This is a genomic window from Gilvimarinus xylanilyticus (genome assembly GCF_024195295.1).
GTDB lineage: Bacteria > Pseudomonadota > Gammaproteobacteria > Pseudomonadales > Cellvibrionaceae > Gilvimarinus > Gilvimarinus xylanilyticus.
Map to the genome: position 1 here is coordinate 22,050 of NZ_JAMFTH010000009.1, position 22,287 is coordinate 44,336.

General features: G+C 57.0%; 21 protein-coding genes. 6 read left to right on the top strand and 15 right to left on the bottom strand.

Features of this window, described 5'->3' with window-relative positions; all coding sequences use genetic code 11:
• Nucleotides 1-36: 36 nt before the first annotated feature.
• From phoB to M6D89_RS17025, 3 genes are all read right to left on the bottom strand, one after another.
• A complete protein-coding gene (phoB, locus tag M6D89_RS17015; protein ID WP_253969295.1) occupies nucleotides 37-732 on the bottom strand; it encodes a phosphate regulon transcriptional regulator PhoB in 696 nt (231 codons plus the stop codon).
• A 133-nt stretch (nucleotides 733-865) separates the two neighbouring features.
• The gene (ubiA, locus tag M6D89_RS17020) at nucleotides 866-1,750 is read right to left on the bottom strand and encodes a 4-hydroxybenzoate octaprenyltransferase (protein WP_253969296.1); all 885 of its coding nucleotides are present in this window, start codon (nucleotides 1,748-1,750) and stop codon (nucleotides 866-868) included.
• Nucleotides 1,747-2,340, bottom strand: a complete 594-nt coding sequence (locus tag M6D89_RS17025; protein ID WP_253969297.1) for a chorismate--pyruvate lyase family protein — start codon at nucleotides 2,338-2,340, stop codon at nucleotides 1,747-1,749. Before M6D89_RS17025 ends, ubiA begins: the two co-directional genes overlap by 4 nt.
• Nucleotides 2,341-2,528: 188 nt before the next feature.
• Here M6D89_RS17025 and M6D89_RS17030 point away from each other — a divergent pair, with 188 nt between their 5' ends.
• Nucleotides 2,529-3,779, top strand: coding sequence for a dicarboxylate/amino acid:cation symporter (locus tag M6D89_RS17030; protein WP_253969298.1), 1,251 nt, complete (start codon nucleotides 2,529-2,531; stop codon nucleotides 3,777-3,779).
• A gap of 26 nt (nucleotides 3,780-3,805) precedes the next feature.
• On the opposite strand, the gene M6D89_RS17035 is transcribed toward M6D89_RS17030, so the two are convergent.
• The 3 genes from M6D89_RS17035 to M6D89_RS17045 all read right to left on the bottom strand — a co-directional run bounded on the left by M6D89_RS17035 (nucleotide 3,806) and on the right by M6D89_RS17045 (nucleotide 8,410).
• Nucleotides 3,806-5,209, bottom strand: a complete 1,404-nt coding sequence (locus M6D89_RS17035) for an HDOD domain-containing protein (protein ID WP_253969299.1) — start codon at nucleotides 5,207-5,209, stop codon at nucleotides 3,806-3,808.
• A gap of 174 nt (nucleotides 5,210-5,383) precedes the next feature.
• Nucleotides 5,384-7,465, bottom strand: coding sequence for an ATP-dependent DNA helicase RecG (recG, locus tag M6D89_RS17040; RefSeq protein WP_253969300.1), 2,082 nt, complete (start codon nucleotides 7,463-7,465; stop codon nucleotides 5,384-5,386).
• A 9-nt stretch (nucleotides 7,466-7,474) separates the two neighbouring features.
• Nucleotides 7,475-8,410 carry a hydrogen peroxide-inducible genes activator gene (locus M6D89_RS17045; protein ID WP_253969301.1) on the bottom strand — a complete coding sequence of 312 codons (936 nt, stop codon included), beginning with the start codon at nucleotides 8,408-8,410 and terminating at the stop codon, nucleotides 7,475-7,477.
• 46 nt (nucleotides 8,411-8,456) lie between these two features.
• On the opposite strand from M6D89_RS17045, the gene M6D89_RS17050 reads away from it, so the two are divergent.
• A complete protein-coding gene (locus M6D89_RS17050; protein ID WP_253969302.1) occupies nucleotides 8,457-9,275 on the top strand; it encodes an SDR family oxidoreductase in 819 nt (272 codons plus the stop codon).
• Here M6D89_RS17050 and M6D89_RS17055 read toward each other — a convergent pair.
• The 6 genes from M6D89_RS17055 to gmk all read right to left on the bottom strand — a co-directional run bounded on the left by M6D89_RS17055 (nucleotide 9,262) and on the right by gmk (nucleotide 14,384).
• On the bottom strand, nucleotides 9,262-9,651 hold the full coding sequence (locus M6D89_RS17055) for a RidA family protein (RefSeq protein ID WP_253969303.1): 390 nt from the start codon (nucleotides 9,649-9,651) through the stop codon (nucleotides 9,262-9,264). The two genes, M6D89_RS17050 and M6D89_RS17055, sit on opposite strands and share 14 nt — an antisense overlap.
• A gap of 59 nt (nucleotides 9,652-9,710) precedes the next feature.
• Nucleotides 9,711-10,358 (bottom strand): hypothetical protein, encoded by a 648-nt coding sequence (locus M6D89_RS17060; protein WP_253969304.1) that lies wholly within the window; start codon nucleotides 10,356-10,358, stop codon nucleotides 9,711-9,713.
• Between the two features lie 88 nt (nucleotides 10,359-10,446).
• Complete coding sequence (locus tag M6D89_RS17065; RefSeq protein ID WP_253969305.1) at nucleotides 10,447-11,079, bottom strand: hypothetical protein; 633 nt, start codon at nucleotides 11,077-11,079, stop codon at nucleotides 10,447-10,449.
• 113 nt (nucleotides 11,080-11,192) lie between these two features.
• Entirely contained in the window at nucleotides 11,193-13,307 is a 2,115-nt protein-coding gene (locus tag M6D89_RS17070) for a RelA/SpoT family protein (RefSeq protein ID WP_253969306.1), read from the bottom strand.
• A gap of 56 nt (nucleotides 13,308-13,363) precedes the next feature.
• The gene (rpoZ, locus tag M6D89_RS17075) at nucleotides 13,364-13,621 is read right to left on the bottom strand and encodes a DNA-directed RNA polymerase subunit omega (protein ID WP_253969307.1); all 258 of its coding nucleotides are present in this window, start codon (nucleotides 13,619-13,621) and stop codon (nucleotides 13,364-13,366) included.
• Between the two features lie 148 nt (nucleotides 13,622-13,769).
• Nucleotides 13,770-14,384 carry a guanylate kinase gene (gene gmk / locus M6D89_RS17080; RefSeq protein WP_253969308.1) on the bottom strand — a complete coding sequence of 205 codons (615 nt, stop codon included), beginning with the start codon at nucleotides 14,382-14,384 and terminating at the stop codon, nucleotides 13,770-13,772.
• Between the two features lie 97 nt (nucleotides 14,385-14,481).
• Between gmk and M6D89_RS17085 the strand changes: the two genes are divergently transcribed.
• Nucleotides 14,482-14,691, top strand: a complete 210-nt coding sequence (locus M6D89_RS17085; protein ID WP_253969309.1) for a helix-turn-helix domain-containing protein — start codon at nucleotides 14,482-14,484, stop codon at nucleotides 14,689-14,691.
• 69 nt (nucleotides 14,692-14,760) lie between these two features.
• On the opposite strand, the gene M6D89_RS17090 is transcribed toward M6D89_RS17085, so the two are convergent.
• From M6D89_RS17090 to M6D89_RS17100, 3 genes are read right to left on the bottom strand one after another with little or no spacing between them, the layout of a single operon-like run.
• Nucleotides 14,761-15,675 (bottom strand): SMP-30/gluconolactonase/LRE family protein, encoded by a 915-nt coding sequence (locus M6D89_RS17090; protein ID WP_253969310.1) that lies wholly within the window; start codon nucleotides 15,673-15,675, stop codon nucleotides 14,761-14,763.
• Nucleotides 15,672-18,065: a beta-N-acetylhexosaminidase gene (locus M6D89_RS17095; RefSeq protein ID WP_253969311.1), complete on the bottom strand. Its 2,394-nt coding sequence runs from the start codon at nucleotides 18,063-18,065 to the stop codon at nucleotides 15,672-15,674. Before M6D89_RS17095 ends, M6D89_RS17090 begins: the two co-directional genes overlap by 4 nt.
• Before the next feature lies 1 nt (nucleotide 18,066).
• Entirely contained in the window at nucleotides 18,067-19,239 is a 1,173-nt protein-coding gene (locus M6D89_RS17100) for an amino acid deaminase (RefSeq protein ID WP_253969312.1), read from the bottom strand.
• A 226-nt stretch (nucleotides 19,240-19,465) separates the two neighbouring features.
• Here M6D89_RS17100 and M6D89_RS17105 point away from each other — a divergent pair, with 226 nt between their 5' ends.
• From M6D89_RS17105 to M6D89_RS17115, 3 genes are read left to right on the top strand one after another with little or no spacing between them, the layout of a single operon-like run.
• Nucleotides 19,466-20,332 (top strand): MurR/RpiR family transcriptional regulator, encoded by an 867-nt coding sequence (locus M6D89_RS17105; protein ID WP_253969313.1) that lies wholly within the window; start codon nucleotides 19,466-19,468, stop codon nucleotides 20,330-20,332.
• Between the two features lie 36 nt (nucleotides 20,333-20,368).
• Complete coding sequence (locus M6D89_RS17110) at nucleotides 20,369-21,805, top strand: N-acyl-D-amino-acid deacylase family protein (protein ID WP_253969314.1); 1,437 nt, start codon at nucleotides 20,369-20,371, stop codon at nucleotides 21,803-21,805.
• 12 nt (nucleotides 21,806-21,817) lie between these two features.
• Nucleotides 21,818-22,207: a RidA family protein gene (locus tag M6D89_RS17115; protein WP_253969315.1), complete on the top strand. Its 390-nt coding sequence runs from the start codon at nucleotides 21,818-21,820 to the stop codon at nucleotides 22,205-22,207.
• Nucleotides 22,208-22,287: the final 80 nt, after the last annotated feature.

Here is a 22,287-nt window from a genome sequence, read left to right on the forward strand (position 1 = left end):
GGTCGGTGCCCGGCCGGGCCGGGCGTGAAGGGGTGTTTACCCCGCTTTGGTGGAAAAGCGGTAGCCGGTGCCGCGCACGGTTTGCACCAGGTTTTCGTGCTGGTCAACGGTCAGCGCCTTGCGCAGGCGGCGAATGTGAACATCCACCGTGCGCTCTTCCACATACACATTACCACCCCACACATGATCCAACAATTGGCTGCGGGTGTAGGCGCGCTCTTGATGTGTCAGGAAGAACTGCAACAGGCGAAACTCGGTGGGGCCCATGTCCACTTCGCGCTCGTTAATGGTTACGCGGTGGCTGGCCGGGTCCAGGCACAGGCCCTGTACTTTGATCGGCTGGCTGGACGATTGCGGATCGGCGCGGCGCAATACCGCCTTTAAACGCGCGACTAGCTCGCGGGGCGAGAAAGGCTTGGTGATGTAATCATCGGCGCCTACTTCCAGCCCCTGAATTTTATTGTCCTCTTCGCCTTTGGCGGTGAGCATAATAATGGGGATATTGGCGGTGACCTCGTCGCGCTTTAGGCGTCGGGCCAGCTCAATGCCGCTGGTGCCGGGCATCATCCAGTCGAGCAGAATCAAATCTGGCTTTTCATCGATAATCAGGCCGTGGGCGTCCTGGGCATTGGAGGCCTCTAAACAACGGTATTCGGCCATTTCCAGCGCAATGCGCAGCATATCGCGAATAGCGGATTCGTCGTCAACGATAAGGATGGTGCGACTTGTCATAGTGCTTGCCTGTGGTCCATCAGTGTATAGCGGAGTCTTGTGGCGGGAGCGGGTGCTTTAGGGCCCCTCCCGTGCAAGCGTATTTAATGTATAAATTGTTGCATATTTATGACAGTTCGGCGCTCAATTTTACCTATTGTGCGCTGGGTGCACCCCAGTAAGTTCCTGCAACAATGCCCACCAACACCACAACCCCCACCCAGTGGTTGTTTAAAAAGGCCTGAAAGCAGGGGCCGCGCTGGCGATAGCGAATCAGCTTTTGCTGGTATACGAATAAGCCGGCGGCCGCCGCAACGCCCAGGTAGTACACGCTGTACAGCTCAAAGCGGCTTTTGATCATCAGCAGCCCCAAAATGACCAGGGCCTGCAACGTAGCGGTAATTACCCGGTCCTGATCGCCAAACAGCACGGCGGTGGATTTCACCCCGATGCGCAAATCGTCGTCGCGATCGACCATGGCGTAAAAAGTGTCATATACCACGGTCCAGATCAGTACCGTGAAATACACCAGCCATACTTCGGCGGGCACGGTATTGCGCACACTGGCAAAGGCCATGGGAATGCCCCAGGCAAAGGCGGCGCCCAGCACTACTTGGGGGAGATGGGTATAGCGCTTCATAAAGGGGTAGCAGCAGGCCAGCGCCAGGCCGCCAAAAGCCAGCCACAGGGTGAGGGTGTTGGTGAACAGCACTAGAATAAACGCCAGTGCCACCAGCGCGGCAAACACGCCCCAGGCTTCGCGCACCGAAATCTTGCCCGTGGTCAGAGGACGGTCCTGAGTACGCTTAACGTGGCTGTCGATTTTGCGGTCGGCGAAGTCATTAATCACACAGCCGGCCGAGCGCATGACAATGGCGCCCAGAGAGTAAATAAACAGCAAATCCAGCGGCGGGAAACCGTCGGCCGCCAGCCACAGGCCCCACAGGGTGGGCCACAATACCAGCAGCCAGCCGATGGGCCGGTTTAGGCGGGTAAGCTGGATGTAGAGCGCGAGCCGCTCCGTCAGGCTAGATTTCATGTGTCTTCCTCGGTGAAAAAACGCGCCGCAAAAGCGGGCAAAAACACTTCGCTGACCAGTAATTGTTTGCCTTTAAGTGAGAACACCGAGCGGCGTCCCCACAGTAGTTTATCCCCTTGCAGTGACTCGGGTACACCCGAGCCCGGGGGCAGGGCCGCCACTGATAAGGGCGAGCGCCCCAGGTGGGGGTGGCTGAATAAATAACCCCCCAGGGGGCGGTTATCCAGCTGGCGCAAATGTCGCAGCGAGCCGGTCAGGCTGGCGGCCGGGAACAGGCTGCGGGCGTACACCCAGGGTTCTTCGTACGGGCCGCACAAAATCACTTCGCGAATCAAACCGTGTTGCGTGATGTCGACTCCCAGCGCCCGCGCCTCGCTCAGACGCGGGCGGCCCCAGCTTTGGCGCAGAATGTGTACGCTTAATTGGTTATGGCTCAGTTGGCGCAATTTGCGCGTCAGCGACCCGGGATCCAACAGCCAGGGCCTTACCCCCGCAGGCAGCAGATGGCCGCCCGGTGCGCGCTGCCACAGGCCCAGGCCCCGGCGGGCAAAACGACGATTGAGCAATAATTGAGAGTTGGCAGGGGGCAAAAAAACCTCGGCGCGACCGGTCTGAAAGAGGCGCTATTCTAACAGGCGCAATCGGCATCGCCACCTTTACCCGTCACCCCGGCCTTGGTTTAATGGCGGCTGATGATAACTGGCGCAGGAACACCTATGGATTGGCAAACAAGAATAAAAGCGAAACGACAACCCCGGCAGCGACTAGGGGGTGACTTGTGAGCTTAACCAAGCGCATTTTGCTGGCGATGGTATTAGGGATTGCCCTGGGGCTGTTGCTTAATGGCTTTACCTCGCCCGGAGGCTGGATTGAACGCTACCTGGTCGAGGGGCTGTTCGATATGGTGGGCACCATTTTCGTTAACTCGCTTAAGTTGCTGGTGGTGCCACTTGTGTTTGTCTCGCTGGTGTGCGGTACCGCCTCGCTGGGTGAGACCAGCCGGGTGGGCCCCATGGCGGGCAAAACAGTAGGTTTGTATGTACTTACTACAGCCATAGCCATAACCCTAGCGATCGGTGTGGCCAGTTTATTGGGGCCGGGCAAAGGCCTGTCGCTGACCGCCACCGGTGGTGCTGAGATGGATGTGGGGCTGTCGCTTAAAGACACGATTGTTAATATTTTCCCCTCCAACCCCATTCAGGCCATGGCCGATGGCAGCATGCTGCAGGTGATTGTGTTCTCGCTGTTGTTTGGTTTTGCCATTAGTCGCAGTGGGGAAAAGGGTCGCGCCATTGCCGGCTTTTTTAATAACCTGAATGAAGTGGTTATGCAGATGATCCTGATGCTGGTGCAGTTGGCACCCTATGGGGTTTTCTGTCTGCTGGCCAAGCTGTTTGCCAGTATGGGTTTTGAGGTTTTTGAAGACCTGGTGTTTTACTTTTTCACCGTAGTCGGTGTGCTGCTTATGCAGTGTCTGCTGGTCTATCCGGCGCTGCTGCGCGCTCTGGCGCGGGTTAACCCCATCACCTTCTTTCGCAAAATGTACCCGGTGCAGGTGTTTGCCTTTAGTACTGCCTCCAGCAACGCTACCCTGCCCTATACCCTGAGCACCGTGGAAAAAAAGCTGGGTGTGGATAACAAAGTGGCCTCGTTTACGCTGCCTTTGGGGGCCACCATTAATATGGATGGCACCTCCATTATGCAGGGGGTTGCCACCGTGTTTATCGCCCAGGCCTATGGTGTGGATGTGGGCATTATGGGTTATCTAATGGTGGTACTGACCGCGACCCTGGCCTCCATTGGCACCGCCGGCGTGCCCGGCGTGGGCATGGTGACCTTAACCATGGTGCTGCAGCAGGCGGGCCTGCCGATCGAAGAGGGTATCGCGTTGATTATCGGCGTCGACCGACTGTTGGATATGTTGCGCACCTCGGTCAATGTCACCGGCGATGCGGCGGTGACCACCGTGGTCGCGAACAGCGAGTCACTGTTGGATAGCGATACCTATGAGGCCCCCGCGGATCGCTAGCGAGCGGGGGCGTTGCCCGCCCCCGGTTAAGCGCCGGGGCTCAGGGTGCTGGCAATGTGTTGGAGGTCTTCGTCAGACTCCAGTACATGCTGCACGGTGGTTTCGGCTTTTTCCCGGCTCAGGCCCAGCTCGGTGAACAGGGCGTCCGGAATCGAGTGTTTGGGGCCGCGGCCAATGCCGTGCTGGCGCAGGAGTGCTTTGGCTAGGTAGACAAGCTTAGCGTAGGCGGCGTTTTCGCCTTGGTAGGATGGGTTTTGCTGGTGGCGCAGGCCCACTACAACCTCTTCGGGCATACCCCACATTTCCATTAGCATGCTGGCGATCTGATCGCGGCTAATGCCCAACAGGTGGCGTTCGATGGCTTGGGGTGAGGCGTGGGGGTTGGCCTCGCTCAGACGGCAATATTGACTGTAATGAGGCGGAAAAACTTCGGCCATCACCAGAGCGCCAAAGTTATGCAGCAGACCGGTTAAGTAGGCCATGCCGAACCCCGGGCGTTGCTCGCGGGGAATGGCGGTGACTAGGCCCTCAATGGTGGCGGCGATGTAGACCGACTGCTGCCAATAGGGAAGCTCGCTCTCGGGGCCGTCTTTGGGCAGGGAAATACTTTTACCCAGCGCCAAGCCCAGTGCCAGGTTGAGCACCATGTCAAAACCCAGCACCCGCACAATGGCGTCGTGGATGGATTTGATTTTGCCCGGCGCGGAGTAATAGGGCGAGGCCGCCCAGCTGACCACCTGCGCCGCCAGGCTCGGGTCGGTTTCGACAATTTGTGCCAGATCGGAGATATCCGCATCCGGGTCCACCCGCAGTTTGATAATGCGCTGCGCGGTGTCCGACAGTGGCGGTAATTCTAAGGTTTCCTCCAGGCGCTGTTTAATGCGCAGCTGGGTAAAGCCGCGAATCGCGCCCTCCACCTGCTCGCTATCTTGCGAGGTGTCCGACTCGTTTTCCAGGGGATCCAGCGGGGTGGAAAGCTCGCATACAATGGCGTCGGTTAAGGTTTGCTGAAACTGGGTACTGTCCACCCGTATCAGCTGGGTTTCGTCGCCCGAGTCCAGCAGCAAATCGTCTTTATCCAGCAGGGTTTTATCCACCAGGGTCAGCAGTCCGGCCACCTGGGGCAGTGCGGGAATTGACTGACACTGATGGGTTTCGTAAAACTGGTTGAGGTCGTGGTCGCTCAGGGCGCGCAGCTGGCGATTTAAGTGGCGGTTGACCGCTTCAATATCCAACAGGCTGTCGGCGGAAAAAATAACCTGCACCTGACTGATGTTGTCTTGCAGTAGAACCGAGCGCGCCGCCCCGGCTTTGCGTAAATGCTCGTCGTGCCAAAGGGGGCGATCATCCTTGTCTACCGGCGCAGCCGCCAGATCGTAGTGAATATTCTGGGTGCTTAGCAGTGTTTCAACATTAGTAGGTACTGGCACGTTTTACGTCTCCTTTTGAACTGACAGACTCTATCGAAGAGAAGGCGTTCGTGTTTTATTATCGCAAGTATAGTGGTAAGTCGCGGCGCGTCTTATGCGAAGTAGCAGTAAATATAGTGTTTTATAGAGGGCAATTCTATGGCTCGTGAGTCTTACAGCCGGATTTATGTCTCATTATGCGCCCAAATAACGTTCGCGACCGCCGAGCCAGCGTTCTACCACGGCGGCACTTAGCTCGGGGTAGTCTGCCATCATCAGCTCGCCGGCCTGGCGTACCTGGGGCAACAGATGGCTGTCGCGACCTAAATCGGCAATTCTGAATTCCATTTCGCCGGTCTGTTTGGTCCCCAGTACCTCGCCGGGGCCCCGTAATTCCAGGTCTTGCTCAGCAATATAAAAGCCGTCGGTGCTCTCGCGCATGACTTTAAGGCGCGCTTTGGCGTGTTTTGACAGAGGTGTGCCATACAGCAATACACAGGCGCTGGCGGCTGCGCCGCGCCCTACCCGACCGCGCAGCTGGTGCAGTTGCGACAGGCCCAGCCGCTCGGGGTTTTCGATGATCATCAGGCTGGCGTTGGGCACGTCTACCCCCACTTCAATCACTGTAGTGGCGACCAGCAGGTGCAGTTCCCCCGCTTTAAACGCAGTCATTACCGCCTCTTTTTCGGCGGCTTTCAGGCGCCCGTGTACCAGCCCGACCTTGAGATTGGGCAGCTGCTCTTGCAGGTTTTCAGCCGTCGCTTCGGCGGCTTGAGCCTCCAGCGCTTCGGATTCTTCAATGAGGGTGCACACCCAGTAGGCCTGCCTGCCTTCGGCGCAGGCGGCGCGTACCCGCTCGATCACCTGGTTGCGGCGCTCGTCGGCAATCACGGCGGTGGCTACCGGGGTGCGGCCGGGGGGCAGCTCGTCGATGACTGAGCAGTCCAAATCGGCGTAGGCGCTCATGGCGAGGGTGCGGGGAATGGGGGTGGCGGTCATAATCAGCTGATGGGGAGTAAAACCGGTGGCGGCTTTTTCACTGAGCGCCAGGCGCTGGTGAACCCCAAAGCGGTGCTGCTCGTCGATAATCGCCAGGCCCAAATCGGCAAACGCTACGTCTTCCTGAAACAGGGCGTGGGTGCCAATCACCATCTGCGCCTCGCCCGAGGCAATCAGTGCCATGGCCTCCCGCTTGGCTTTGGTGCGCAGCCGTCCGGATAAAAATACCGGGGTAATGCCCAGCGGTTTTAGCCAGGCGGTAAAGTTAAGGCGGTGCTGCTCGGCGAGAATCTCGGTGGGGGCCATGACCGCCGCTTGTTTGTCGCAGGCGATGGCACTGAGTGCCGCCAGCGCCGCGACAATGGTTTTGCCCGAGCCCACGTCCCCCTGCACCAGCCGCAGCATGGGTTCGCGGCGCGCCAGATCCTGCGCAATTTCGTTTTGTACCCGGGTTTGGGCCCCGGTCAGGGCAAAGGGCAGCTGCTGTTTTAGCGCCTCGCCCAGGCCTTTTTTATCCACTAGAGGCGCGGCCTGTAAGCGCCGCGCGCGGGCTCGGAATTGCAGCATGCTCAGTTGCTGGGCCAATAGCTCTTCAAAGGCCAGGCGTTGCTGATAGGGGTGCACCCCGTCGGCCAGTTGTTGTTGATCGACATTAGCCGGAGGGTGGTGCAGCAGTCGCAGGGCATCGGCCAGGGGGATTTGATGCAGCTGGCGGCGCACTCGTTGCGGGAGCAGTTCGTCGATGGGGGTGTGCTCCAACAGCTCCAGCGTTTGCTGGGTAAGGGCACGCAGGCGCGGTTGGGTGAGCCCGTCAGTCGTCGGGTAATGGGGGGTTAAGCGTTGGGCGAGGGGTTTGGGGCTGGCGCCGTCCAGTAGCTCGTATTCGGGGTGCACCATTTCCAGCGCTGCCGCGCCGCGCCTGGCTTCACCAAAGCAGCGAATGCTTGCTCCAGCGCTTAAGCGCTGCTTTTGCGCGGCGCTAAAATGAAAAAAGCGCAGGGTAAGGCTACCCGTGCCGTCCTGCACCCGGCACACCAGCGAGCGCCGCCGCCCGTAAACCACATCGGCGGCACGCACCTGAGCCTCGATAACGGCGCTTACCCCCGGTTGCAACGCCCCGATCGGTTGCACCCGGGTGCGGTCGGCGTAGCGGCTGGGCAGGTGGAACAGCAGCTGTTGGACCGTGTAAATGCCCAGCTTTTCCAGCTTTTGCGCCAGCGCCGGGCCCACCCCCTTAAGAGTGCTGACCGGGCGGGTGGCGAGCGTGTCTTCCGCCACTGGGTTTCCTTAATTGAGCAGCGTAATCAGTGGGTTGCCTTTTTGGCAGCGGCGGATGGCGTTGCGCAGGGCATCCACCGCTTTAAAACGGGGGAAGCTGGCGCGCCAGGCCAGGGCCACCGTGCGGCGCGGGCCATTGCCTTTAAAGGGCCGGGTTACCAGTACATCGTCGCCATAGCCGGTGGTGCTGGCCGCTGAGACCGGTAAGATGGTAATGCCCAGGCCCGAGGCCACCATATGGCGCAGAGTCTCAAGCGAGCTGCCTTCGGCGGCGGTGCGCACCTTGCCCTTGCTGCCTTCCAGCGAGGTTTTCAGATTGGGGCAGGTTTCCAACACCTGATCGCGGAAACAATGGCCCTCGCCCAGAAGCAAGACCTCTTGCTCATCCAGCAGTCCCGGCTCAATCTCTGGGTGGTCCGCCAGGGGATGATCCCTGCGCAACAACACCACAAAGGGCTCTTCGTACAAGGGCTGGGTGACCACGTCCGCCTCGGTAAAGGGCAGCGCGACGATGATCACATCCAACTCGCCTTTGCGCAGCTTGGTACGCAGAGTTCCGGTGTAGCCCTCTTCGACGTAAAGGGGCATAGCGCTGGCTTCTTTTTGCAGTTCGGGAATAAAGTAGGGCAACAGGTAGGGGCCAATGGTAAAAATGGCCCCCACGCTCAAGGGGCTTGAGAGCTGGTCTTTACCCTCGTTGGCGATATCTTTGATGGCCGAGGTCTGCTCCAGCACCAGGTTTGCCTGGGCGACTACTTTTTCTCCCAGTGGGGTGGCCGACACTCGCGACTTAGAGCGCTCGAACAGGGCCACACCCAACTCTTCTTCCAGTTTTTTAACCGCAATGCTTAAGGTGGGCTGGCTGACAAAGCAGCGCTCGGCGGCGCGGCCAAAATGTTGTTCTTGAGCGAGGGTGACGATATAGCGCAATTCTGTCAGAGTCATGGGTATTCTTAATCTTTAAATGAACGTTGGGTAACAATCTAGCAAAATGGATAGAAAAAAACTATTGATAATCGGTTGCGGCGATTTGGGCGAGCGCTTGGCGGCCTGTGCCGGAGATGAGTTTGACGTCTACGGTTTACGCCGCCACCCACCCGCCGACGCCAGGGCTGGTATCCATTATCTGCGCGGCGATGCCTCAGACCGGGCGACGATGGACCGGGTGCTAGCCCGAAACTTTGACGCCATTGTACTTACCCTGACCCCCGCCGCGCGCAGCGACGAGGGCTATCGCCGTGGCTATGTGACGCCCTGCGAAACCCTGATTGAGGCCCTGGCGGGGCGCAGCCCCCGGATACTGTTTATTAGCAGTACCTCGGTTTACGGCCAGGCTAATGGCGAGTGGGTGGATGAGGCTACCGCTGCCCGGCCGCCGCGTTACAACGGGCAGCGCGTGCTGGAGGCCGAGCAGTTACTGGCCGCTGCCGGCTTGCCTTTGGTGGTGCTGCGCCTGGCGGGTATTTACGGGCCCGGCCGCACAAGGCTGATGGATTCTGTCGCGGCGGGTAAAACTGAGGCGACCGAGGCTTACACCAATCGCATTCATGCGGACGATGCCGCCGGTTTTATGGCCTGGGTGCTAAAAATGGACGAGCCGGCGTCACTGTATTTGCTAAGCGACGGCGAGTCGCCGCGCAAAGGGCAAGTGGTTAACTGGTTAGCCCAGCAGTTGGGGGTGGCGCCTCCGCCTGAAGGCGAGAGCGCCAGCTTGAATAAACGCATCGATAACCGCGCGATGCGCGCCAGCGGTTATCCGCTGCGTTATCCAGGGTTTAAAGCGGGTTTTGCCGAGCTTATCCGGCGGTAACCATAATGCCGTCGGCCTCGACCTGAGCGCCTTTGGGCAGCTGGCTGATGCCGATGGCGGCGCGGGCTGGAAAGGGCTCGTCAAAGTACTGAGTCATGACTTCATTGACGATGGGGAAGTTGCCCAGATCGGTCAGATAAATATTCAGCTTTACGATATCCTGCAAGCTGCCGCCCGCCTCAACGCATACCGCGCTCAGGTTTTTAAAAACCTGGTGAGCTTCGGCGGCAAAGTCGCCCTCTACCAATTCCATGGTTTCGGGCACCAGCGGAATTTGGCCCGACAGGTAAACGGTGCCGTTTACTTTTACTGCCTGAGAGTAGGTACCAATGGCCGCGGGCGCGTTTTCGGTATGGATAATCGCTTTGTTAGGCATGTTTAAATCCGTCTGTGCAAAAACGATCGAGTATAACCTTTCGCCCATGGGTGCGCCAATCACTCGCCGGGCGAGTCCTGAACCTCCAGATAAACCTCCGGGGTATCTTTGACAAACACGTTGCCGTCGTCCAGCTCGATGGTAATGGTAAAAGTGTGTCGTTCGTACTGCGGGGCCTGGGTAAAGAATAAATTGAGCGAGCGCCGTGCCGGGGGTTGTTCAGCAATGTAGGCGGAAACACTGTCGGCGTGCACGCCATAGTCATCCCCATAACGGTTCATAATCGCGGCCAAATCGGTACCCGCCGGGTAAGCATCGGTATAGGCGTTATCGCTGACTATTTCAATAGACTGGATGGTTTGCGTGGGCTGCGGTGGCACGGGGCTACAGGCATTGGCGGTGGGGAAAAGACTCCAGCGCGTGGTCGCCTCGCGCGCCACATAGACGTTCGCCTGGCTTTCGAGTTGGATACCCAAGTGGTTCCATGGCACCGGCTCGGTGGTGGTCGCCTCGCCATAGACGTAGGTGGTCGTTGTTACCGGTTCGCTGTGGTGTCGGGTGGAAATATCGTAATCGGTAATGACGAATTCCCGGTACGGGGGTAAATCTCCGCATTCGGCCACCCCGTCGCTGCTGCCGCCACACGAAACGCTTACAAGAGCGCCGGTGAGCACGCAGATAAAACCCAATCTAAAACCATAGAGCATGGTGTTTCCTTTTAATTCGTTTACGTGGTTCGTTGGGCACAGCGGTTGTAAGCGTTCCAGGTCCGGTATCGCTAAGCGCGGGCGATTGCTATTGCTGCGTAGTGATTGAGGGCATTAAAGCCAGCTCGGGAAAATCCTTTACGAACACGCTGCCGTCGTCCAGCTCGACGGTAATGGTGAAGGTGTGTCGTTCGTACTGGGGCTCAAGGGTAAAAAATAGCCTTAGCCATTCCCGGGCCGGAGGTTGGCTGGCGACAAAGTCCTGGAGATTGCCCTCCACGCTGTGGTAGCCATACACGGCTATAAGTTCGGACAAGTCACTACCCGCCGGATACTCGTCGGTATAGGCATTGTCGCTGACCAGGCTAATGTGGGTGATGGACTGTATAGGTTCTGGTGCGGGTAGCGAACATGCCTGAGACTGGGCGAATAGGCTAAAGCGCATTTTATCTGGTGTGTTTTGAGCAACGGATTTGACGATTTCCGCCTCAAGCTCTAGGCCTACATGGTCCCAAGGCACAGCCGTGCCCTCGAGCGCTTCTGCCCAGAAGTTGGTCTCTCGGGTAATAGGCTGGTCGTGGTTGACTGCCCGGCTGGTGTAATCGGTAATGCTAAAGTGAGAGTAATAGCCCTCCAAGTCGCAAGGGTGAACATAAGAGTCGCCGCCACAGGCGCTGAGCAAAATACAAAGACAAAATAAACGGGTGAGTGCCAGGCGCATTCTCGACTCCTTGAGACAAGTATTGTGTTCAGGAGGAGAGTGTAAGCAATTTAATGTTGCTTAAGGAGTCGTTGTAACAATTTTTAACAAGGCGATTTAGCGCCCGAATAGAATTAATTTTTCGCCCGCTGAATCCGAATGACAAAGCTCAGGTTGCGGATACGGCGCATAATATTGGCCAGGTGAATCCGGTTTTGCACCCCGATGCACAGATTGATCACGCTGTTGTGAGCGTCGCGCTCATCCACATGGATGTGCTCGATATTACCGCCCTGCTCGGTAATACGGGTGGCCAGGGTGGCGATAATACCGCGTTCGGATTCTACCTCAACCCGTATATCCACCAAAAACTCGCCGGACACCGTGGGGGCCCAATTCACATGGTTAATTTTTTCGGGGTTGTGGCGAATTTCGGCCAGGTTATGGCAGGTTTCCTGGTGGATGACTAGGCCTTTACCCGAGCTAATATGGCCGATAATCGGGTCGCCCGGAATCGGTCGGCAGCACTTGGCGAAAGTAATTAACACCCCGTCCGAGCTGTCGATAGTAAGCGGTGAATAAATGCTGCCCCCGCGCGGGGTAATATCGGCATCGGGCTGGGCCAGTTTGGCGACGGCGTAGGCAATGCGATTGCCCAGGCCAATATCTTCGCAAATGGCTTCCAGCGAGCTTAATCCCGTGCCCGCCAGCAGCTTTTGTTCGTGTTCTTCGCTTAAGTTGTCGATGTCCAAATCGAGATCCGCCAAGGCGCGCCCCAGCATCTTTTTGCCCAGGGCGACCGATTGGTGATGGCGCTGGTTTTTCAAAAAGTGGCGAATCGCGCTGCGCGCTTTACCCGAAATGGTGAAATTCAACCAGGTGGGATTGGGCTGGGCGCCGGGGGCGGTAATGATGGTCACCTTTTGCCCGCTTTGCAGCGGTTGCGACAAGGGCGCTAAACGGCCATTGATGCGGCAGGCGACGCAGGTGTTGCCGATGTCGGTGTGCACGGCGTAGGCAAAGTCCACCGCCGTGGCGCCGTGGGGCAGCTCGACAATCCGGCCCTTGGGCGTGAACACATAAACTTCGTCTGGGAAGAGATCAATTTTAACGTTCTCGATAAATTCCAGCGAATCACCGGCGCGGCGCTGCATTTCCAGCAGGCCTTTGACCCATTGGCGGGCGCGGTTGTGGCTACTGCTTAGGGTGTCGCTGCTGTCGGATTTATACAAAAAGTGCGCGGCGATACCCGTGTTGGCCATTTCGTCCATTTCTTTGGTGCGTATTTGCACCTCGATGGGCACCCCGTGCATGCCCACCAGCACCGTGTGCAGCGACTGGTAGCCGTTGGCCTTGGGGATGGCGATATAGTCTTTAAACTCGCCCGCGACGGGCTTGTACAGGTTGTGAATAACCCCCAGCGCGCGGTAGCAGGCGTCTACGCTGTCGACAATAATGCGAAACGCGTAGACGTCCATAATCTCTTTAAAGAATTTTTTCTTCTGCCGCATCTTTTGGTAGATGCTGTACAGATGCTTCTCGCGCCCGATCACCACGGCGTTGACTTTTTCCCGCCCCAGGCGCTTTTCAATCGAGGTCTGAATTTGCTCAACCAGCTCTTTGCGGTTGCCGCGCGCGGTTTTAAGGGCGGCCTGCATTCGGGTGGCGCGCAGCGGGTACATGGCGTAAAAGCCGCGATCTTCAAACTCCAGGCGCAAATCGTTCATGCCCAGGCGGTGGGCAATGGGGGCGTAAATTTCCAGGGTCTCTTTGGCGATGCGGCGTTTTTTGTGGGGCGGCATGGCGCCCAGGGTACGCATATTGTGCAGGCGGTCGGCCAGCTTGACCAAAATCACCCGCAGGTCATCGGCCATGGCCAGTGCCATTTTCTGGAAGTTTTCGGCCTGCTTTTCGGCCTGGGACTCAAACTCGATTTGGGTGAGCTTGCTCACGCCGTCCACCAGCTCGGCCACGGTATCGCCAAACTGTCCGGCTATCGCTTTTTTGGGAATGCCGGTGTCTTCAATCACATCGTGCAGCATGGCGGCCATCAGGCTCTGATGGTCCATATGCATGGCGGAGAGAATATCGGCGACGGCCAATGGGTGAGAGATGTAGTCTTCGCCCGAGCGGCGCTTTTGACCGTCGTGTGCCTGTTCGGCGTAATAATAGGCGCGCCTGACCTTATCGATCTGAGGGGGTTCCAAATAAGACGAAAGCCTGTGGCTCAGTGCCTCAATGGTTAACAAAGTACTCCTCCGATCCGGTTAACGAGCGCGCCTTTAATGGTAACAGGCCGTATAGCTTATATCTGCGGGTCGAAGTTGGTTTCTTCAAGCTGAGGCGTGGGTGCCGGCTCGTCGCGCTCGGCCAGAATGCTGGCGTCGATAAAACCTTCTTCAATTTCGCGCAGGGCGATCACGGTGGGCTTATCGTTTTCTTCCGGAACATGGGGGTCTTTACCGCCCACGGCGATCTGACGAGCGCGTTTGCTGCCTACCATCACCAGCTCAAAGCGGTTGTCGACGTGATCGAGGCAATCTTCAACTGTAATACGTGCCATAAAATGTCCGTTGTTTTACTCAAAATGTTCGGGAGCTCGCGAGAATCGCGGCCTTTGGGCTATTATGCGCGAGAAACGCGCCAAGAGCCAGCGAGGGCGGTCGCGAGCGGGGGCGATATTGTACACAAATTGCTCAGGCTGGGAAGAGCTAGGGCAATAATTCTTGCAGTAAAGGCGCGTGGCGTTCGGCCTGGGCTGACTGACGCAAATGTTGGCTGGTGATTAGCGCCTGAAACTGCGCGAGAGCGACGGTGAAGTCGTCGTTAATGATCATATAGTCAGCCTCCACATAGTGAGAGATTTCGCTGATCGCCTCGCTCATGCGAGCGTCAATTACCGCCTGGTCGTCCTGGCCGCGGCCGGTCAAACGCTGGCGCAAAGCCGACAGCGACGGGGGCAGAATAAACAGGCTGACGGTGTCCGGCATCAGGCGGCGCACCTGGGCGGCGCCCTGCCAGTCGATTTCCAAGATGACATCCAGCCCGCTTTTGAGGGTGTCTTCTACCCATTTTTGCGAGGTGCCGTACAAATTGCCAAACACCTGGGCGTGCTCTAAAAAGGCGCCCTGCTCTAGCATGGTTTCAAACTTTTCTCGACTGACAAAATGATAGTTGACCCCGTTCTCCTCCCCCGGGCGCATCGCGCGGGTGGTGTGGGAGACCGAGACACAGACTTCTGGGCTGGATTTAACCAGGGCGTTAACCAGACTGGTTTTGCCGGCGCCAGAGGGCGCAGAGACGGTATAGAGAATGCCTTTGCTCATGAATGTGTCCGTTTCTGGAGAGGGTTTAAAACGGTTATTATGGCACAAGCGCGCCAATACCGAACACCGCAGGCGCTATTCACACGCAGGAGATTCCATGACCGATCATTACACCCTGGCCCAAAGCGCCGAATATTTGCAGGTGAGTGAAAACTTTGTACGCACCATGGTCGACAAAAAGCGCCTGACCCCCGATGCCGAGGGCCGGGTTACTCAGGCGCAGCTGGACGAGTTGGCCCAGCTGATTGGCAAGCTTAAAGGCGGAGGTATTGCCGCCATGGTCTCCAGTGTCGATCAGCACTTGTAATGAACGCCGGGCAGCTGTGTCTTTCTTGTGCTCGATCCGCCTGAGAGATGTAGAAGTTTTTCCGTCTTGCTACCTTCTTTGTTTTGCCGTTTCCTGCAGCTTGCTCCAGTCCGCCCCCGGTAGAGCGTTGCTAAACGATTCTATAGTGCCGCGCTTTTGCATGGTGACAAAGGCGCGCTTGCCGTCTGGGCCGCCAAAGGTGATGTTAGTGGGGTGCTGCCCGGTTAGCTGGATCGTTTGGGCCAGCTCGCCCTGGGGGGTGAGTACGGCGATTTCCCCAGCGCCGTAGCGGGCAATGTACAGGTTGCCTTGCGTATCGGTCGACATGCCGTCTAGGCCGTAGTCGGTAAAACGAAAAAACTCGCGTTTATGGTCGAGGCTTCCATCGGCGTTTACACGATAGGCCCATACGATACGTTGCACGCTTTCGTTGACGTAGAGGGTGTGCCCATCCGGCGATAATTCAATGCCATTGGTGGTACCCATATCGCTTTCCAATAGCCGTGTTGCGCCATCGGGTTTTATCAGCCACAACTGGCCGGTGTTATCGGTCCAGTTGGGATCGGAGGCATAAACGAAACCGTTATCGGCAACCGCAATATCATTGGGTTGGTGCATCTCGGGGTTGTGGGCCAGGGTGCTCACTGTCTTCTGTGCTGGATCAATGCGCAGAATATTATGGCCGGTGTAATCGGCCACTAGCATGGTTCCATCGGGAGCAAAGCGCAGTGCATTGCCGGTGCTGCCTTGGGGCAGTTCTAGCCAAAGTTGTGCGGCATTTTTATTGTTTACCGCCCCTATGGTGCCCTCGCGGGCAAAATTAACCGCGTACAAGGTTCCGTCGGGGCCCACCACGGGTCCCTCTATTCCTTGGGTAAAGGTGTTTTCTGCCAGCCAGTCTTCGCTCACCGTTTGCGCTGTCACCTTAAGGCCGGTAGCCGCACTCAGGCAGCTTGCTAAAATAATCAAAAGGCTTTTTTTCATGGGGTCGCTCTCAAGGTGTTAACGCCGTAAGCGGCGGCGATAATAATTTCGTGTTGAATGTTAACGGCTTGATGAAGAGTGTGTGTTTGCTGTGTGGTTAGAGGCGTTAACGTTTCGCCCTCGCTAATCTGGGCCACCGCGCTCAAACCAATCGCACAGACTTGCTCAAGGTGTTGACTTAACTGATGCAACTCGGGGTGTTTGTTATGGCTGTAGGCAGTCAGGCGGTTCGCCGCGCTTTGCCAGCGTTTTAGTTGACCGACAATGCGCTGCTTTAAGTCCGAGTCTGCGGGATCTTTCGTCCAGGCGTCCACCCACTGATTAAACTGTCGCAGAGTTTTATTTTCGGCGGGCAGACTATCAGCGAGCCGGTTCAGCGGATCGCGACGTGAGTAGGTTTCGTGTGCCGACTTTTCGTGATGACGATGATAATAATGAGCCGGTTCCAGCGCCGAGCTGAGCACGAGCAGATCACTCAAGGACGCGTCAGGGTAGCGTTTTTTTAGGGCCGCTTGCTGCTGTGCAAAATGTTGCAAGCCTGCCGATATTTCTGCCCACTGTGTTATTTGATCCAGGCGCAGATACATGGACTGTTCATCCCGTACCTGGGCGCTGGACCACAAGCGTTCGGCGACCACAAAGCCGCGGGGCCAGAGGCGCAAATCAATGCTGTTTTCGTCAATCATTTCTGCCCAGAGTGCGGCTTCGCCGCCCCAAAGCAGAGGTTGTTTGGCGGCGCTAACAATATCTTTTGTTAGCGCGACAGGCGGATGACTATTGGCAATCGAGTCGCTCGCAATTTTTTTACCGCGCAGCGAGTAGGGGGCATTGCCCGCGATTAAATGGCCTTCGATCATAGAGTCCCGGATGGTCAGTTTGGCTTTGACCGGCCCCATCCAGGTGTCTACCGCAAAGCTGAGGGTTTGACCCTCGAGGTTTAGATCGCGAAGCGCTTGACGGGATTTGTTTTTAAAGTCGATATAGCCGCGCGGGTTATCCGCCTTACCTATAACCGTTAGGGTGCCGCTAATGGCACTGCCGCGTTTGCGCGGGGCGCTAAACTGCCACGTGTTCCAGGGTTCATCGGCATTTGGGGTTGTCTCTATGCTAAGTGGTTGGGGAAGCAGATGAACCCGGTGGTGGTAACTGGCGTACTGGGGCTGGTCCAGATAAAAGCCGGTGGAAAGCAGAGCCGGGTAGCCCATGTTAATGGCGCGCCCTAAAGCGTCTGGCCCTTGCCAGGATTGTACGACGGTGCCTTGGGGTAAGTCGGGGTGGAGCACTTCATCCCAGCCGATCATATGGCGGTCTAGATTTTTTAAAAGCTCCGCTAAACGTTGATTAAAATAGGTGTGTAATGCCTGACTATCCGCCAGCTTATGTTGTTCGCGAAATTGTTGTATCTGCGGGTTTTGTTCCCAGTGTTCCGGGTCGACTTCGTCGCCGCCGATATGCACATAGGGAAAGGGAAAGAGCTCCGCAACTTCGGTCAGTATTTTGTTCGCGAAAACGTAAACTTGTGGGTTAGCGGGGTTCAGCAATGGTTTGTGAACGCCCCAGCGGTCTTCCTGGGCGTAGGGGCCCGGCGCGGACATCAGTTCCGGGTAGGCGACGGCTATGGCGCTGGCGTGCCCGGGCATGTCAATTTCGGGTAGAACATAAATGCCGCGCCTTTGGGCGTAGGTGATTACGTCTTTAATTTGCTCGCGGGTGTAGTAGTGGCCGTCTTGGTTTTTTTGCTGCAGTTTGGGGTAGGCTTTCGAGGGAAAACGCCAGCCCTGGTCGTCGGTTAAGTGCCAGTGCAGCACATTCAGTTTGGCCGCCGCCATGCCATCTATCTGGCGTTTGATCGTCGCTACCGAAAAGAAGTGACGCACCGAATCCAGCAGCAGCCCACGCCAGGCAAAACGCGGATGGTCCTTAATATGAACCCCCGGTAATACCACTGGCTGATGGGTGCCCGCCAATTGCAGTAAGGTCTCTAAACCGTGTAGCGCGCCCGTGGTGGTGGCCGCGGTTAGTTCAATACCCGACGAGTGAACACGAAGCTCGTAGGACGCCTCTTGGGCCTCTGGCAGAGTATGAGTGTTAACCGGCGACATGTCCCGCGCTACCGAAATCGTGAGTTCGGGGGCATCGGGAGACTTTGTTAAACCTGTTTGCCGCTGCAGCCTTTGGGTAAAGCGCTCTATGGCTTTATCGAGAGTGTCACTGTGGGCGCCTTTAAACTTAACAGTGGGCAGCGACTGGAGTGCTAGGGCTTCATCGGTCGGAGTCAGGTTTTGCGGCCAGGGCATAAGCGGCAGGGACGCGGAGTTTGGCTCGGCAAAGCTGATAGAGCTTAATGCGCAGCTGGCGTAAAGCAATAAACTAATAACGAATCTGAGCATATTAAAAGCAGGTGTTTACCTGTTCCACAAGGGTGTAGTTATCGTCAATGATATGCAGCTGGCGCCACTTATCAAACGTTAAACACGGGTGAGAGGTCGACAGGGCAATCATGTCGCCCACCTTAATATCTGCACTTGGCGACACGCGCATGGCGCTGTGCTGATCCATGATATGAAAAACCTCCCAGTCTTCGGGGGGCGCAACCGGTACCTCCGTGCCGGGGCGGTAGTGCAGTGACGGTTGCGGCAGTCCGGCGTCGAAGGCACAGTCGCGTTTTCCCAGAGTTAAAATGGCCAGCCCCGGTTCGGGCAGCGACTGAACATAGGCCCAGACTTCCAGCGCCGATTGTAAGTCTCCGGCCACATTGCAGTTGTCGCCCAAGCGCTCGCGCACTTGCTGCTGCGCTTGCATGTAAATACCTTTATCGTGAATTAAATAACAGCCGGGGCGAATGACCGGAATAATGCGATCGGCAGGAGTATCGCCAAACACCTCGGCCACCAGGTCGTACCAGGCCGAACCGGCGCCGGTCAGTATGGCTTGCGGGTGGGCAAATAACCCCTGCTGTTGGAATCCGAGGGTGATATCTCTCACCCATTCCAGATGGGTACGGATTTTGTCGCAGGCATCCGGCCCGCCAATGACCCCTTCGTAGGTTTCTATGCCGCGCAGGTTTAGTCCGGGGTGTGGCTGAATGGATTGTGCCAGCTGGCGCGCCTCGTCCTCACTGCGACAACCACAGCGGCCGCCGGGTACGCCCATTTCAATCAATAGATTTAAAACCAGGCCGCGCTGGTGAAAGTAATCCCCCAGCTGGCGGGCGTTGTCTGGCGAGTCAACCAGGCAAAAAAACTCGACCCCGGTGGTTTCCATCAGCTCGGCCACCAGCTGCATATTGGCTTTGCCCACTAATTGGTTGGCCATAAGAATACGGTCAATACCCGCTTGGGCCGCCGCGATGGCCTGGGGTGCACTGGCCAGGGTAATGCCCCAGGCGCCGGCCTCGCGCTGTAGCTGAAAAAAGCGCGGGGTCATGGTGGTTTTGCCGTGGGGGGCAAGCTTAACCCGCTGCGAATCGGCGTAGCTTTGCATCCAGTGCAGGTTGTTGGCCAGGCGCGAACGGTAAACAACAGCGGCGGGTAAACTGATGTTTTCGCTCAGCAAGCTGGGCAAGGCCCGAGGCCCGACAGTGCGGCCTTTCGTGGGGGTAAGGGACGGCGAACGAGGAGGAGAAACCATAAGTAAAAGCCATAAACTGCACGCTAGTGCATGAACCAATAATAGATATTTAGTAACACGATAATATATATTTTCTTGTTAGTATATATCAAAAGCACTTATACTGCCCCCGAGCGGGTGTACACTCGGGGCGCCAACCATGAACACAAGGAGCCCGGCGGTGACCCATGAACCGGATATTGTCTCGCGCATTAATGCCCTGTTTGGCCAGCTGCGCGATGCCGAACAAAAAATAGCCAGAGTCATTCTGGAAGATATTGAGTTTGCTTCGCAGGCCAGTATCGGCGAGCTGGCCCAGCGCGCCGATGTGAGCGAGGCCACCATCACCCGCTTTGCGCGGGCGGTGGATTGCAAAAATGTGCGCGATTTAAAACTGCGTTTGGCCCAGTCGCTGGCGGTGGGGCAGAGATTCTACAGCGATGTGCCCGCCGAGCCCGAAGGCCTGCATACGGTGTACGAGGCGATTAAAAAAGCGTTGGACCACAACGCCCGGCTGGTGACCGACGCGGTGATTGAACCGGCGGTAAACGCTTTGGCCGAAGCGCGCCAAATTCTGATTTTCGGGGTGGGCGGCGGCTCCACAGTGTTGGCGCAGGAGTGCCAGTATCGCTTATTTCGCCTGGGGTTTACCGCCTCGGCTTACTCGGACCCCATGCTGATGCGCATGGCGGCCGCGGCGTTGGATGCCAATGATGTGGTTATTACCCTGTCCGCCGGGGGTTACAGCCCCGATGTGCAGGAGGCCGCGGAAATTGCTCAGGAGTATGGCGCTAAGGTCGTCGCCATTACGACCGACGGCTCGCCCTTGGCAGCCGTGGCTAATTACCTGGTGCCCATGGAGCCGCAAGAGACAGATTATATTTTTAAGCCCAGTGCCTCGCGCTACGTAATGATGGCGGCCATTGATGTACTGGTAATGGAGCTAGCCGTAAGGCACAAACGCAAAAGCCGGGAAACACTGCGGCGCATTAAACACACGCTGGATAACCACAAGCAAGGGGACGACCGCCTGCCTTTGGGCGATTAACGTTTGCCGCGGTGAACAGGGTGTTGAGGAGAAATTTTGTTCGACACCTTAATTCGCAAGGCACAGGTTATTGACGGCTCGGGCGCGCCCGCCTTTAGCGCCGATGTGGCTCTGCAGGATGGCAAAGTGGCCGCGATTGCAGATACCTTAGGCGATTGCGCACAAACCGTTATCGATGCACACGGCCAGTGCCTGGCGCCCGGTTTTATCGATGTGCACACCCACGACGACCTGAACGTGATTCACAATCCGCCCATGCTGGAAAAAATCAGCCAGGGCGTCACCACCGTTATTGTGGGCAATTGCGGCATTAGCGCCAGCCCGGTGGTATTGACGGGTGAGCCGCCCGATCCGTTAAACCTGTTGGGCGGGCAAAGTGCTTTTACCTATCCCAGTTTTTCATCCTACACCGACGCCGTTGTCGCCGCCCGACCAGCCGTTAATGTGGGAGCTCTGATTGGTCACACCGCGCTGCGCAACAATCATATGAATGATTTGCAGCGCTGCGCTAACGCGGATGAAATCGCGGCGATGCAACAGGATTTGCGCAGTGCTCTGGCTGAGGGTGCCCTGGGGATGAGTTCGGGGCTCGCCTATGCCAGCGCCAAGCAGTCGGATACCGAAGAGGTAATTGCTCTGGTGCAAGAGCTGGGCGCGGCCGGCGGTGTCTACACCACTCATTTACGAACCGAATTTGACGGCGTTATTCAGGCTATGGATGAAGCGTTTCACACCGCCCGCCGTGGCAAAGTGCCGCTGATTATTTCGCATTTAAAATGTGCAGGTAAGGGCAACTGGGGACGCAGCAACGAACTGCTGACGCATTTGCACAATGCTGCGCGGCAGCAATCGGTGGCCTGTGATTGCTACCCGTATGCCGCCAGCTCCAGCACCTTAGACCTGGCCCAGGTCACCGAAGACACCGACATTTTTATTACCTGGTCGACCCCCCACAGTGAACAGGCCGGGCGTTACTTGGGCGATATCGCCCGTGACTGGAACCTTAGTTTAATGGAGGCGGCGCAGCGCTTAATGCCCGCCGGGGCGGTTTACTACTGCATGAGTGAAGACGATGTGGAAAACATCGTTCGCCACCCCAAATCCATGATCGGCTCCGATGGTTTACCCAACGATCCACACCCGCATCCGCGTTTGTGGGGCGCTTTTCCTCGCGTGCTGGGGCACTACAGTCGCGATAAAAACGCGCTGTCACTGCCCCAGGCGGTGCACAAAATGACGGGCTTATCCGCCACTGAATTTCGCTTGCACAATCGCGGTTTTATTCGACCCGGTTACTGCGCCGATGTGGTGTTGTTTAACCCGGACACGGTTCTAGATACCGCTAGTTTTTCTCATCCTAAACAGCGCGCGCAGGGTATTGAAAAAGTCTGGGTAAACGGTGTTTTAAGTTACCAATACGGCGCCGCCCCCACCGGGCGAGCCGGCCAGTTTTTGTATCGACAGTCTCAGTAAGGAGTATACATTGTGAGTATTAAACGTTATGGCCCCGAGGGCAGCACCGGTACCGGCGGACAGCATTTGCCGTTTTCGATGGCCACCGAAGCGGCCGGTTGGTTATATGTGTCCGGCCAGACGCCCATGTTGGATGGCGAGGTCGTGGAAGGTTCGGTGGTAGAGCAGTCGCAACTGGCCATTGATAACTGCTTAAAAATTATGAAAAACGCCGGTTACGATAAGGAACATGTGGTGCACTTAACCGTGATCTTAACCGACGCCCGCTACTTTCAGTCGTTTAACAAAGTGTTTAAAGAAAACTTTGGCGAGCACCCACCCGCGCGCATTTGTTCGGTGTGTGATTTGGTGGTGGACTGTAAAGTTGAAGTGGGGGTGGTCTGTTATAAGCAGCCGGCATAATTTCTGAACGCTGAACGCTGAACGCTGAACGCTGAACGCTGAACGCTGAACGCTGAACGCTGAACGCTGAACGCTGAACG

Bases quoted from the DNA above. Each gene is read 5' to 3' on its own strand.
- M6D89_RS17065 (WP_253969305.1), bottom strand. From the start codon at position 11,079: ATGCGCCTGGCACTCACCCGTTTATTTTGTCTTTGTATTTTGCTCAGC.
- M6D89_RS17045 (WP_253969301.1), bottom strand. From the start codon at position 8,410: ATGACTCTGACAGAATTGCGCTATATCGTCACCCTCGCTCAAGAACAA.
- M6D89_RS17050 (WP_253969302.1), top strand. From the start codon at position 8,457: ATGGATAGAAAAAAACTATTGATAATCGGTTGCGGCGATTTGGGCGAG.
- M6D89_RS17085 (WP_253969309.1), top strand. From the start codon at position 14,482: ATGACCGATCATTACACCCTGGCCCAAAGCGCCGAATATTTGCAGGTG.
- M6D89_RS17060 (WP_253969304.1), bottom strand. From the start codon at position 10,358: ATGCTCTATGGTTTTAGATTGGGTTTTATCTGCGTGCTCACCGGCGCT.
- M6D89_RS17095 (WP_253969311.1), bottom strand. From the start codon at position 18,065: ATGCTCAGATTCGTTATTAGTTTATTGCTTTACGCCAGCTGCGCATTA.
- rpoZ (WP_253969307.1), bottom strand. From the start codon at position 13,621: ATGGCACGTATTACAGTTGAAGATTGCCTCGATCACGTCGACAACCGC.
- phoB (WP_253969295.1), bottom strand. From the start codon at position 732: ATGACAAGTCGCACCATCCTTATCGTTGACGACGAATCCGCTATTCGC.
- M6D89_RS17055 (WP_253969303.1), bottom strand. From the start codon at position 9,651: ATGCCTAACAAAGCGATTATCCATACCGAAAACGCGCCCGCGGCCATT.
- gmk (WP_253969308.1), bottom strand. From the start codon at position 14,384: ATGAGCAAAGGCATTCTCTATACCGTCTCTGCGCCCTCTGGCGCCGGC.
- ubiA (WP_253969296.1), bottom strand. From the start codon at position 1,750: ATGAAATCTAGCCTGACGGAGCGGCTCGCGCTCTACATCCAGCTTACC.
- M6D89_RS17090 (WP_253969310.1), bottom strand. From the start codon at position 15,675: ATGAAAAAAAGCCTTTTGATTATTTTAGCAAGCTGCCTGAGTGCGGCT.